The 12,446-nt window shown below is 69.8% G+C and carries 13 protein-coding genes; 9 read left to right on the top strand and 4 right to left on the bottom strand.

From position 1 onward, the window contains the following. The first annotated feature begins 188 nt into the window (after nucleotides 1-188). From G515_RS0111120 to G515_RS22700, 4 genes are read left to right on the top strand one after another with little or no spacing between them, the layout of a single operon-like run. Entirely contained in the window at nucleotides 189-1,124 is a 936-nt protein-coding gene (locus tag G515_RS0111120) for a hypothetical protein (protein WP_084653456.1), read from the top strand. A 1-nt stretch (nucleotide 1,125) separates the two neighbouring features. Further along, a complete protein-coding gene (locus tag G515_RS22705; RefSeq protein ID WP_051218262.1) occupies nucleotides 1,126-3,579 on the top strand; it encodes a glycosyltransferase family 2 protein in 2,454 nt (817 codons plus the stop codon). Continuing rightward, on the top strand, nucleotides 3,572-4,264 hold the full coding sequence (locus G515_RS0111110; protein ID WP_211221017.1) for a hypothetical protein: 693 nt from the start codon (nucleotides 3,572-3,574) through the stop codon (nucleotides 4,262-4,264). The genes G515_RS22705 and G515_RS0111110 overlap by 8 nt, the downstream gene beginning before the upstream one ends. Next, on the top strand, nucleotides 4,261-4,692 hold the full coding sequence (locus G515_RS22700; RefSeq protein ID WP_051218260.1) for a hypothetical protein: 432 nt from the start codon (nucleotides 4,261-4,263) through the stop codon (nucleotides 4,690-4,692). Before G515_RS0111110 ends, G515_RS22700 begins: the two co-directional genes overlap by 4 nt. 26 nt (nucleotides 4,693-4,718) lie before the next feature. Here G515_RS22700 and G515_RS0111100 read toward each other — a convergent pair whose 3' ends face one another. From G515_RS0111100 to G515_RS0111085, 4 genes are all read right to left on the bottom strand, one after another. After that, nucleotides 4,719-5,342 carry a class I SAM-dependent methyltransferase gene (locus G515_RS0111100; protein ID WP_028660191.1) on the bottom strand — a complete coding sequence of 208 codons (624 nt, stop codon included), beginning with the start codon at nucleotides 5,340-5,342 and terminating at the stop codon, nucleotides 4,719-4,721. A gap of 77 nt (nucleotides 5,343-5,419) precedes the next feature. Then, nucleotides 5,420-6,445 carry a sulfotransferase family 2 domain-containing protein gene (locus tag G515_RS20895; RefSeq protein WP_036555411.1) on the bottom strand — a complete coding sequence of 342 codons (1,026 nt, stop codon included), beginning with the start codon at nucleotides 6,443-6,445 and terminating at the stop codon, nucleotides 5,420-5,422. Continuing rightward, a complete protein-coding gene (gene pseI, locus G515_RS0111090; RefSeq protein WP_245565352.1) occupies nucleotides 6,442-7,509 on the bottom strand; it encodes a pseudaminic acid synthase in 1,068 nt (355 codons plus the stop codon). Before pseI ends, G515_RS20895 begins: the two co-directional genes overlap by 4 nt. Then, nucleotides 7,506-8,039, bottom strand: a complete 534-nt coding sequence (locus G515_RS0111085; protein WP_028660189.1) for a GNAT family N-acetyltransferase — start codon at nucleotides 8,037-8,039, stop codon at nucleotides 7,506-7,508. Before G515_RS0111085 ends, pseI begins: the two co-directional genes overlap by 4 nt. Nucleotides 8,040-8,226: 187 nt before the next feature. Here G515_RS0111085 and G515_RS0111080 point away from each other — a divergent pair, with 187 nt between their 5' ends. The 5 genes from G515_RS0111080 (at nucleotide 8,227) to G515_RS0111060 (ending at nucleotide 12,404) form a co-directional block, all read left to right on the top strand. Then, the gene (locus G515_RS0111080) at nucleotides 8,227-8,487 is read left to right on the top strand and encodes an acyl carrier protein (RefSeq protein ID WP_028660188.1); all 261 of its coding nucleotides are present in this window, start codon (nucleotides 8,227-8,229) and stop codon (nucleotides 8,485-8,487) included. After that, entirely contained in the window at nucleotides 8,484-9,737 is a 1,254-nt protein-coding gene (locus tag G515_RS0111075) for an AMP-binding protein (RefSeq protein ID WP_245565351.1), read from the top strand. The genes G515_RS0111080 and G515_RS0111075 overlap by 4 nt, the downstream gene beginning before the upstream one ends. After that, nucleotides 9,730-10,503 carry an SDR family NAD(P)-dependent oxidoreductase gene (locus G515_RS0111070; protein WP_028660187.1) on the top strand — a complete coding sequence of 258 codons (774 nt, stop codon included), beginning with the start codon at nucleotides 9,730-9,732 and terminating at the stop codon, nucleotides 10,501-10,503. Before G515_RS0111075 ends, G515_RS0111070 begins: the two co-directional genes overlap by 8 nt. Beyond that, a complete protein-coding gene (locus G515_RS20890; RefSeq protein ID WP_157571081.1) occupies nucleotides 10,487-10,858 on the top strand; it encodes a hypothetical protein in 372 nt (123 codons plus the stop codon). Before G515_RS0111070 ends, G515_RS20890 begins: the two co-directional genes overlap by 17 nt. 151 nt (nucleotides 10,859-11,009) lie before the next feature. Beyond that, the gene (locus G515_RS0111060) at nucleotides 11,010-12,404 is read left to right on the top strand and encodes a GntP family permease (RefSeq protein WP_028660186.1); all 1,395 of its coding nucleotides are present in this window, start codon (nucleotides 11,010-11,012) and stop codon (nucleotides 12,402-12,404) included. Nucleotides 12,405-12,446: the final 42 nt, after the last annotated feature.

Genomic DNA, 12,446 nt, shown 5'->3' with positions numbered 1-12,446 from the left:
TCGTGGGATTTATCGGGCAAGAATGACGCTCTCGGAAAGGATCTAGATTGTCGGGCGCTGTTCACTTGAAGGACACGAACAATTCACGCGTCCTATTTTTCTGCGATTTGAGTGCATTATTCGGGACCGGACATCTGATGCGTTGCCTAGCCCTGGCAGAGGAATTCCGGGACCGCGGATGGGATGTCGTGATCGCCGCCGACCTCACCTCGGTCCCGTTCGCGCTGACCCAGGTCGAGAGGCGCGGCCTGCCCTGGATCCAGCCGCCGGTCACGGCCGCACAGCACCATGACGTCGTCCGCGACCTCGGGGTCCAGGTCGCCGTCATCGACTCCTACGTGCTCGACGGCGACGTCTACCGAGCGGTGCGCAACGCGGTCCCGGTGCTCGTGGCGATGACCGACGGGGACACGGCGGACCGCTCCGCCGACCTGTACGTCGACCAGAACATCGGCGCGGAGTCCGACCAGCGGCCCGTACCGGACGGAGCGCGGCGCCTGGCCGGGCTCCGATACGCCTTGCTGCGCGAGGGGATCCTGCGGCGACGGCCCGAGCGACCGCGCGAAGACGTCCGCGAGGTGCCGGAGGTCCTCGCGGTGTTCGGCGGCACGGACAGCTACGGGGCGGCCCCCGTGCTGAGCCGATGCCTGGTGGAGACCGGTCGACCGTTCCGGCTGACGGTCGTGGCCGGTGATCGGAAGCTCGCCGGACCTCTCGCGGAGGTCGCAGCCCGGGCGCGACCCGGCCAGCAGGTCGAGGTCTGCCCACCGATCGACGGTCTCGAGCAGCGGGTCGTCGACTCCGACCTGGTGGTGAGCGCCTCGGGCACCTCGACCTGGGAGTTCCTGGCGCTGGGGACCGCATGTGCCCTGGTCGCGGTGGTCGACAACCAAGACGAGGGATGCCGTCGAGTGACCGAGCAACGACTCGCCGTCGGGCTCGGTCGATTGCAACAGGTGCGCGACGCCCCGGAGACGGCCATCACGACGCTCTCCGAACTCCTCGCCTCTCCGGACGCGATCCGGGAGCTGCGGACGCGCGCCTGGGCGGCGGTCGACGGCGGTGGACGCGCACGCGTCGTCGATGAGGTCGTGACGATGGCGAACAATCGGGCGGCGAGCTGAGATGGAGAGAGGTCTGCGGTTGATGGATGGCAACGGCGAACCGGCCCGTCGTCCGAGATTGAGCATCGTGGTGCCCTTCTACGGGGTCGAGCGCTACATCGCCGAGTGTCTCGAGTCGTTGCGTGCGCAGTCGTTCGCCGACTTCGAGGCGATCCTCGTCGACGACGGCTCACCGGACGGCAGCCTGGCGATCGCGCAACAACACGCCGCCTCGGACGACCGGTTCCGCATCGTGCGCCAGCACAACCAAGGACTCGGGACGGCCCGCAACACAGGGGCCCGATACGCCGTCGGCGAATACCTCACCTTCGTCGACTCCGACGACGTGGTGCCGCCGCACGCCTACCGGCGGATGATCGCCTCACTCGATCGCACCGGGTCCGACATGGCCGCCGGGAACGCACGCCGCTTCAACGACCTGGGGGTTCGCGACTCCTGGGTCCACCAGGTGCCGTTCGCCCGGCCCCGGCCCCGTACGCACGTGCGTGAGTTCCCGTCGCTGGCCCTGGACCGGATGGCGTGGAACAAGATGTACCGGCGCAGCTTCTGGGACAGGGAGGGATTCGCCTACCCGGTGGGGCTGTACGAGGACTACCCGGTGACCATCGCGAGCCATCTGTTCGCGGATCGGGTCGACGTCCTCGCCACTCCCGTGTACTACTGGCGCGAGCGTGACGGCGGAGATCTCTCCATCACCCAGCGGGTGTGGGAGATGGACAACCTCCGGGAGCGGGTCGCCTCGGCCGAGCGGGTCCTCGACCTGGTGGCCGATGAGAGCACCCAACTCCGCGGGGAGGTGGGACGACACTTCCTCCACATCGACGTGGGCGCGGTCCTCGCAGCGCTCCACCGCGCCCCGGCCGACCTCGTCGAGTCGGAGGACGAACGCCGACGCGAGATCCTGGAGCTGGCCCGCCGTCTGGTCTCCCGTATAGACGCCGACCAGGTGGCGCTCTCCTCACCGTTCGACCGGGTACAGGCCCACCTGGTGCTCGAGGGTGACCTGGACGGACTCTCCGAGTTGACGCACTACCGGGCCCGGCACGGCAGGAACGGCTCGTTGCAGGTGCGCGAGCAGGGCAGCATCACCGAGTTCTTCCGTGACCTTCCCGGCCTCGACGCCGGTGTACCCGAAGAGATCTATCGCGTGGCTCCCGCCCGGGTCCGCCTGCAGGGAACGCTCCAGGACACCCGCTGGGTCAGGGAGCCCGGCGGTGGGGACGCCCTGATCATCGACGTCCGGGTCGCGGTCGACCAACTCGACCTCACCGGTGCGCAGGTGTTCCTGCATCTGGTGAGCCCCTCCGGCCGCTCCAGATCGGTGCCGAGTCACATCCTGACCCAGGGACCCCGGCGCGAGCTGCGGCTGACCCTGCGACCCGCACTGTTGGCTGAGCTGGACGATCCGGGACATTGGCGGCTGGAGGTGGAGGCGCGGGTCGCCGGGCTCCACCGCCGCGGACGGGTCACCGGGTTGACCGGCACGCGAACCCGCTGGAGCGAGCAGCGCCTGATCGGCCCTCACCTGTGGGCGAAGCCCGCTCGAGACCAGGGTGCCTTCGGAGTCCTGATCCGACGACCGGAGGCCGCACTCACCGAGGTCGCCGCCGCAGCCGCCGAGCTGAGCCTGTCCGGCTGGTTCGTGCCCCCGACAACTCGGGAGGACACCCCCCCGATGCCGGTGCTCTGGCTGACGTTGAACAACGGCGCCGACGTCGTCCCGGCCACCGTCGACCTCGCTCCTCCCCGCGCAGGCGACCCGGTGGGGAGCGCGCGGTTCGAGGCACTGCTCGACGCCGAGATGATCGCGTCCCACGGCCTGGAGGACCACATCACCGAGCGGAGCGTGTGGAACGTGCGGATGGCGGTCGGCACCGAGCCACCCGTGAGCCTGTGCCATCCCAGCGTGGTCGGCTCCGCCGTCGCCGTGGTGGGCCATCGGCGCGTGAGCATCCTGCCCGGTCCCACCGGGCTCGCGTCGGTGCACGAGGAGTACGCCCATCCCAGCGTGGATCGCGCCCGGGCGGAGGACGGGGCGGTGGAGTTGTCCGGCTGGTTCGACCGCAGCGGAGACCGGCCCAGCCGGGCGCGGTGGCGTGGCTACATCACCCCCGACAACAGGGTGGACGTCGAGGTCCCGGTGTCCTGGTGCGCGGAGGAGCGACGCTTCGCGGTGCGCGCGCCCGTCGCCGAGTTGGTCGACCGGGCCGCAGCGGCGAGGGCCGAGGCCGCGGACGTGGTCGAGGGCGACGCGGCGACGTCGTGGGCGCTGTGGTTGCTGACCGAGGAGGCGAGTCCCCCTCCCCCCCGATGTCCCGGTGTGTCGGCCGAGCCGGCGATGTTGTCGGTCGCCGACGTGCATCGGATGCCGACCGCACTCCAGGCCGGAGGCCATGCGGTCACCCTGCACCTGGGGCGGATGGGGAGGTTGTCGGTGGTGGTCGACGGTGCCTGAGCGGAGTTGTGACCTGCCCGGCGGAGGGTCGAACGCGATCCCCGGTCTGCTGGCCGCCTATGCACGCCGTACCCCCGTACGCAGCGTGGCCGTGGTCGGCAACGCGCCCCTGACTCCCAGTGACGAGCGTGCCGACGCGATCGACGGCTGTGATCTGGTCATCCGGGTCAACAGCTTCATGCTCGACGAGCCCGGCGCCCCCCGCACCCAGGGTCGTGAGGTGCATGCGGTCGTGTTCAGCCGCGGCCTGCTGGCCACCCCGTTCTCCTACGCCGCCTACACCGACGCCGCCTACCTGGTCACCGAGCCGTCACGGATCTACTACGGTCGACCGCTGGCTCGATACGTGAAGGATTGGCCACGATGGTGGCCCGACGACCTCGGCTACCTCGCCGTGCCCAATCACGCCTTCACGGTTCCGCTCCTCGAGGAGCTCGGCGAGCCCTGGAAGGACGAGGTGTGCGTGCCCACCACCGGAATGATGGCACTGTGGATCGGCCGGAACTCCTTCCCCGGAGCCGAGCTGGTCTTCACCGGATTCTCGATGGTCGACGACCCCCACCAGACCGAATGGCGCCACCAGGCCGGCGACGTCTCGCCGATCGGTGGAGCGCACCACATCGGCCCCGAAGGAGAACTCATGCGACGTTGGATCGATGAAGGAGAGGCAAGGTTCCTGCGATGAGGATCAACGCCGAGAAGATGCGCGCCGCCGCCCGCCGGCTCCGACCGCGGTCGGTGGTCCGCACCGTGAGTGGACGTGAGGCGATGTCGGAGATCCAGCGGCTCCGACGCCGGGTGGACGGCATCGGAGAACGCACGCAGGCCTCGGTACAGGGCTCGTTCCGCTCGGCCCGGGCGGCCGAACTGGCCTCACGCGAGGTCAACCGGCTGGCACCTCAGTTGGCGGCGTTGGAGACCAAGGTGGAGCAGCTACGGCTCTCCCTGCGACCGGTCGCCGAGCCGGACTCGGCCGAACTGGAGCAGGCTCGTGGTCTGGTCGAGGCGATCCAGGAGGAGCACCGGCGGATCAGGGTTCGGCTGAGCGAGATGACGCGACACGAGGAGCGGATGCGGCGGATCGAGGAGAAGCTCGGGCTGCCACACGACTGACCTCGCACCGGGTCGGCTGAGCCCGCTCAGCCGACCCGGTGCAGGACCTGCACCTTCCGGCGCTTTTCGCCCAGCCGCCAGCGCCCCGAGTCGACCAGTTCGGCCACGACCTGTTGCGGGCCCCCGCGGTCGGTGTCGTCGAGGACCATCGGCGCCCCCGGCAGCAGATGACGCTCCCAGCTCTCGACGTCCGCTCGTACGGCTTCATAGTGATGGTCGCCGTCGATCCACAGGAGTCCGATCGGCCGATCCCACCCTGCGGCGACCACGGTCGAGGGCAGATTGACCAGCCGCACGTTCTCCCAATGACCGGTCGAGAGCATGGTCTCGTAGAACTGTCGTCGGTTGACCGGCCCGAACACTCCGCCGAACGGACCGTTGAAGGACTCGTGCGGATCGACGGCGTACACAGGCACGTCGTGGCCCTCCCGAGCACCGTGGGCAAGGGCGACAGTGGACTTGCCACGGTAGCTTCCGATCTCGACGATCACCCCCTGCGTGACCCGGGCGGCCAGCTCGCGAAGGAGGTCGCCCTGCCTGATCGAGAGCGGCCCGGGGATACCTCCGATCAGTCGTGCGAACGGAGGGGCCACCCCCACGTCGATCGCCCGTCGGATCTGCTCTTCGGGGTCCACGGTCGGCTCTGCCACTCTTGCTCCTCATCGATGGTCGTTGCACAGGGGTGCCGGATGCTGGCTGAGCCATCGGAGGCGTCAGCCTCCGGGGCTCACCTGCTTCTGGCTCGCAACCGGCGCAGTGGCTCGGTCGCCCGCCAGGATCGTGATCCGGTGACGGTGGCCAGCTCGCTCTCGGCCTCCTCGGCCCGGCGCCGCTGGTGCGCGGCCGCTCGCTCGAGGTCAGCACCCACTGCCAGGAGCTCGCCGATCCGGCGGTGCCGCTCGGCGAGCATCGCCACCGCGCCCAGACGATCGGCGGCCAGCGCCTGGCACTGCTCCTCGGAGAGGCTCGGGTCCGCCGCGGTGGCTCCCTGAGGCGGCACGTAGTCCCACGCCGCGTAGTCGGAGGCGAAGATCCTCGCCACCGCGAGAGCGGTCTCCGGATCCCAGATCGTCGGGTGGTAGGGGATCGGATTGGCGTTCTCCCGTGGCACGTCCGAACGCACTCGGCCGGGATCGGCGCCGACACCGGCCACGTGGTCCCGCAGGACCTGCAGAGTCCTCCCGGGGTCTTCGGCGCGACCCACCCAGGTCGGGTCGAAACCGGCCATCAGGCCGGTCTGCGGGCCCCAATGCGCGTCGTGGGGCGCGAGCTCCGGATCGACGTCGAGGGCTCGGACGAAGGCATGGAACGACGTCCGCAACGCCTCCGGGGTATCGACCCGGTCGGGGAACCAGGGTTCGCTGCCGAAGCGATCCACGAAGCGGGGCTCCGCGAGCAGGAGTTTGGACTGCCAGCCCGACCAGAGTCGGGGCGCCGGGTCGCGAACGACGCTAAGCCGCAGCCAGCCGGGATCGGAGAGGATCCTGTGCCGCTGCGCGGCGCTCCGCTCCTGCCAGCGATGGCGTGGTTCCCATCGGGTCATGTCGTGGATCGCCATCTGCGGCGTCACTTCGGCCTGTCGCGAGGACCCGAACCGCTCCGGGGCGAGCCCGGCCAGATCGGCCAACGTCCACAGCAGCGAGGTGCATCCGCTCTTGGGGATGGGGAGGAACGCGATCCGGAGTTCGTCGATCACCACGATCCGGGTCTCGGAGTGGCGGACGAGCCGGTCCGCGGCGGGCCGCCGGCTCACAGCAGGTCGAGCGACATCGGCGTCCCCGCGACAGCGGCGGCGCGGAACGTACGCCCCTCGATCTCGCCGAAACGCTCCGGCGCCAGCCCGTTCGCGGGCCGCACCGAGCGGACGTTGTCGGCCGAGACGGTGTCCCCCTCGCGGACGTCGCGGGTGACGAAGAGCGAGCGGCGGAAACGCAGGCCCTCGCGCTCGACCTCTTTCGGGCCGACGCGGGCCTCCCCCAGGGCGCTCCAACCGACAGCGGTGCCGGTCACCAGGTCGGCGAACTCGTCGGGGGTCAGGGAGAAGGCGCTGTCGACCCCGCCGTCGTCCCGAGCCAGCGTGAGGTGCTTCTCGATGACGCAGGCGCCCAGCGCCACGGCCGCGATCGAGGCGCCGATGCCCAGGGTGTGATCCGAGAGGCCGACCGGTACGTCGAGAGCGTCGCGCAGCACCGGGATCGACCGCAGGTTGGAGGCCTCGGGCGGCGCCGGGTACGACGCGGTGCAGGCCAGCACGATCACCTGATCGTTCCCCGTCTCCCGGGCAGCTCGGACCGCCGCATCGATCTCCGCCATGGTCGCCGTGCCGGTGGAGATGATCACCGGCTTGCCGGTGGCTGCCATGGTGCGGATCAACGGCAGGTCGGTGATCTCGCTGGAGGCGCACTTGAGGATCGGCACCTCCATCTCGACGAGGAAGTCGACCGCGGTCGGATCGAACGGCGCACTGAACGGCACCATCCCGAGCTCACGGGTCAGCTCGAACAGTTCGGCGTGCCACTCCCAGGGCGTGTGCGCCTCGGTGTAGAGATCGTGCAGGCGACGACCGGGCCACAGCGGGTGGTCGGTCGAGAGGCGGAAGTGAGGGGAGTCGACGTCGAGGGTGATGGTGTCGGCGGTGTAGGTCTGCAGCTTGAGTGCGTGGGCGCCGGCCTCGCCGGCAGCGCGGACCAGTTCCCTGGCACGACCCAGGTCGCCGTTGTGGTTGCCGGACATCTCCGCCACCACGAACGGCGGGCGATCGCCTCCGATGCTCGCCTCCACCGGGCCTGCGAGGCGAATGCTGCCTGCGGCGCTCACGCGGGGACCTCCCGGCCCGCAACGGCACGGCGATCCGCACGATGCAGGGAGAGTGGGATCACGGCGATCGCGCGGTCATCGACGGTGCGCTCCTCTGGAGTGCCCTCGACGAACCGGTAGCGCCGGTTCATCCTCCGGACCGGGTCGTTGTGCTCGAGGACCTCCGCGTACAAGACGTCGACCATCAAGACGTCGAAGGCGTAGTCGATGGCGGCGGCCATCACCTTCATCCAGGCCAGCATCGCCGTCCCCTCCGCCGTCACGGTGTGATGGTCCAGATAGAAGCCCCACGCTGCACTGGGGAGATCCGAGTTCAGGTCGATGTCGAAGAACGTCACCACACCGAGCGGTCGCCCGTCGACCTCGAAGATCAGCACCCGCCGTCCCGGGTCAGTGCTCACCGCCTGCCACCAGGAGCGATGCTCCTCGGCGCTGATCTCGTGGGAATTGATGCTGATATCTCGATTCGCCTCCTGGTTTCGCCAGGATCGCATCATCTCGACATCAACGTCGGCGGCAGTTCGGAGCATGCCCAGAGCCTGCCATCCCCGCTACTGCCGGCGAGAAGCATCCAGGCGAAATTCCGGCAAAGTCAGGATGAACGACGAAATGCATTCCGTGGACGCGAGATGAACGCCGCTCAAATATCGCCCTCACCAATATCAGGACGCCCGAGAATCACGGATTCTCAGGTTTCCTCGCCTATACAGTGCGGCCATGCAATCGATGTCCCGTGCGCAGGTCCGAGACCAGATGGCGCAGGTACTCGCCGCCCAAGGCAAACGACTCCCGGGCGGGGAGACCGGCGACAGCGCCGAACTGGCCGAGATCGGCTTCCGGTCGCTGGACTTCTCCGAGCTCGCTCTGCGGGTGGAGGACGAGGTCGGCATGGAGCTGAACTTCGAAGCCGCCGGACTGCGCGCCATCACCACGGTCGGCGACGTACTCGACCTGCTCGTCGAGCTGCAGCAATCGTGAGCCGGGCCGCCACGACCACTGCGGGCGCCGACAACCTGCTCATCGGCGCAGACGGCAGCACCCGCCGCTGGCGCGACCTCCCACCCGTCGTGCGTGGGGACGAGCCCACCGCGGCCGCGGTCGCGGACAGTGAGGACGCCCTCGCCTGGGTGTGGCAGCACGCCCTCAACCGTGCGGAGCTGTTGGTGGTGGGTCGCGAACGACTCGATCCCGGCATGCGCGCCGAGCTGCGAGCAGACGGGTTCGCGATCCGGGGTGAGGAGGAGGCGTCTCCCACCCGCCCCCGTGACGGCGAGAGCGGCCGGCTGTGGTTGCTGACCTCGGGATCCACCGGCCGGCCCAAGCGGATCGGCCACACTCTGGCCAGCCTCAGCACCGTGGCAGGCGATCTGCCACCGCGACGCTGGCTGTGCCCGTACTCCCCGGGCAGCTATGCCTGGTGGCAGGTGATCACGCTGGGTCTCTCACTGCCGGGGCAGGATCTGGTGCTCCTCGACCCAGCGCGCGTGGACGGGTGGGCCCAGGTCGCCGCCGAGCAGGAGGTGACCGCGGCCTCGGGCACTCCCACGTTCTGGCGACAGACCCTGATGTCGCAGTCCGACGCGCTGGCGCAGGTACCGCTGCAGCAGGTGACCTTGGGTGGGGAGCCGGTCGACCAGGCGATCCTGGACCAGCTCCTCGCCGTCTTCCCGACCGCTCGCGTCTCCTGGATCTACGCCTCCAGCGAGGTCGGCGCGTCGATCGTCGTCCACGACGGCCGCGCCGGATTCCCCGAGGAGTGGCTCGGCCGCGTCCGCCCCGGCCGCCCCGTCCTGGACGTCGTCCCAGCCGCTGAGGGCGGGGGCGAGGAGCTGGTCATCACCTCGCCCCATCACGGCACCGGCCTGAGCGGCCCGGTTCGCACCGGCGATCGGGTCGAGCGCCGCGCCGGTCGGATCCTCATCACCGGCCGGGTCGATACCGACGAGATCAACGTGGGTGGATCGAAGGTCTCGGCCGCGGCGGTCCGCGAGGTGCTCCAGGCCCACCCGGACGTCGCCTGGGCGCAGGTCTCGGCGCGACGGGCCCCCCTGGTGGGCGCGGTGGTGCAGGCCACCGTGGTCCCGCGATCCGGGGCCGAGGGAGGCCCTGTACTCGAGCAACACCTGTCCTCCTGGGCACGCGACCGCCTGCCCGCGCACGGCGTCCCGCGCCGCTTCCTCTTCCGCACCGAGATCCCACTGAAGGAGTCCCTGAAGAGCGATGTCTGAGACCACCGAGACGAGCCCGGACAACGATCGCGGGCCGGTCCCGCCCGCGGAGGTGGTCCTGATCTCCGGCGCCTCACGCGGGCTGGGCCTGGCGATCGCGACCGATGCGGCCGAGCGTGGCGTGAACGTCGCGGCGTTCGCCCGCACAGTGAGCGCGGAGATGAAGGAGCTCGCCGATGACCACCCCGGCCGGGTGCACCTGGGCGCGGTCGACATCACCGACACCACCGCGACGCAGGCCTTCGTGCGTGAGGTGGAGAGCCGGTTCGGCGTGGTCGACGCGCTGGTCAACAACGCGGCGATCGGGCAGGACTCGCTGCATGTTCACACCTCGCAGGAGCGCATCGCGGAGATCCTCGAGACCAATCTGACCGCGCCGTTGCTGCTCGCCCGGCTCGTGGTGCGCCGGATGCTGGGCCGCGGGGTGCGGGGCAGGATCCTCAACGTCACGTCGATCTGCGGGCAGCGCGGTTTCCCCGGGCTGGTCGCGTACTCGGCCGCCAAGGGTGGGATGGATGCTGCGACCAGGTCGTTGGCCAGGGAGCTCGGCGGCCGAGTGCTGGTGAACGCGGTGGCGCCCGGCTTCTTCGCCTCCGAGATGTCTGCCGTACTCGGTTCGACGCAGCTGGATGCGATCCGGCGCCGTACGCCCTCGGGCCAGATGACCACTCCCGCCGATGTGCTTCCGGTGGTGCGGATGCTGTTGTGGGAGCAGACCAACATCAACGGCGAGACCGTCGTGGTCGACGGTGGCGGCAGCATCTGACCCGGCCGCCCGACTGGTCGTGGGGTCGGACTCCGAACTCGCCGCCCACGCCGTGCGGAGCCACCTCGACGACGGCAGGGTGGTCGCGTGGATCGGGCCCGAGGCACGAGGTGAGATCGCGATCGACGCCGAGCGGGAGCGGCCGGTTCCCCCAGCGCTGGGGGCCCGCCTGGGGCGCGATCAGTTCTGGCAGCGGTGGACCCGCCTCGAGGTGATCGCGAAGCTGACCGACGTTCCCGTCATCGGGTTGCTCCCACCTGCGAGCACGACGACGCCGGTCGGAATGGTGCTCGAGAGCGTCATCCTCGAGGCCTCCGGGTCGCGGGTCGTGGTCTCACTCGGCCGTCGACGCTGAGCGTGCCGTCACCAGCAGAACAGGGCCGAGGGCGTCCCTCCTCCCCTCGCGTCCTGGCGCTCACCCGCGGACGGCGCGCTGGGTATGTGACCCCGGTCACTGTCGGCTAGCGTTCAGATAGCCGCGCCCCCACTCATCCGGGAGAGTTGCCTTGGTCGCCGTCCACACCACCATCGCCATCCTGATCGTCGTCGGCCTGATCATCCGGTTCAAGGTCGAACCGGTCATCGCCCTGGTCCTCGGCTCGCTCTACCTCGGCCTGGCCGGGGGCGTGGGCTTCGAGGGCACCGTCGTCGCGATCACCACCGGGTTCGGCGACATCATGGCCGAGGTCGGCCTGCTGATCGGCTTCGGCGTCGTGATCGGTGCGCTCCTGCACGCCAGTGGGGCCTTCCACCGCCTGGTGGAGGTGCTGGTGGCCCATCTGGGGGCCACCCGGTTGCCGTATGCGATGACCTCCCTGCTGGCGGTCGTGATGCCCTCCATCTACGTCGACGTGCAGGTCGTGCTCGCCTCGCCGGTCGCCAGGTCCGCCGCCCCGCGGATCGGGCGGCACGGACTGCCCCTGATGGCCTCCGCGCTCGGCACCGGCATCTTCGCCGGGTACGTCTTCGTCGTTCCGGGGCTCGCGGCGATCTCGATCGCCGGCCTGCTCGACGTACCTCTCGGCACCTATCTCCCGTACGGCGTGGTCATCGGCCTGGCCACGGCCCTGATCACCACGGTGATCATGCGGGTCGTGCTGCGGACGGGCTACTGGAAGCCGGGCACCGACGAGGAGCCCGACGAGGCGATGCTCGCGCAGGAGGCCGAACCGGAGGAGGCGCGCTCGGGCTCCGAGGGGGCAGCCGAGGCGGAGGAGACCCGCCACTTCCCCGAGCGTCGGCTCCCGCTGGTCGTGCTGTTCCTGCCGATCCTGGTGCCACTGGTGCTCATCGCGTTCGCGGCCTTCGCCGAACTCGGCGGCTGGTCGAACGCCTTCATCGCCTTCATCGGCGACGCCAACATCGCCCTGTTCATCGGCCTGCTCGGCGCCTACATCCTGGCCCGGACCACGATGGGGGGCCGGCGTACCAACGACGCCATGGAGAACGGCTTCCACACCACCGGCGAGATCCTGCTGATCACCGGTGTCGGCGGTTCACTCGGCGCGGTCATCACCGAGACCGGCCTCGACTCGGTGCTCGGCGACCTGTTCTCCGCCGAGGCGGGTACGCCGGTGGTGCTCAGCGTGCTGCTCGCCTGGTTCGTGGCGGCGGTGCTCCACCTGGCGATCGGGTCCGTCTCGGTCGCGGCCATCACCGCCTCCGGGATCATCGCCCCGATCCTGGACAGCATCGACGTCGCGCCGATCGGCATCGGCCTGGCCATCGCCTCCGGCGCCATGTTCGCCCTCCAGGTCAACAGCAACTTCTTCTGGATGTTCAAGGCGCTGCTCGGCCTGTCCACTGCAGGCACGTTGAAGACGCTGACCGTGGTCACGTCGATCGCCTCGGTCATCTCGCTCCCCATGGTCATGGTGGTCGCCCTGCTCGTGCCCGTCTGAGCCCGCCGGTGCCCGAATTCCGAGCGCTCGGGCGGCGTCCCG

It is taken from the genome of Nocardioides insulae DSM 17944, from assembly GCF_000422825.1.
Classification (GTDB): Bacteria; Actinomycetota; Actinomycetes; order Propionibacteriales; family Nocardioidaceae; genus Nocardioides; species Nocardioides insulae.
The sequence above is the reverse complement of the archived record's forward strand: the minus strand, read 5'-3'. Positions and strand labels throughout refer to the sequence as shown.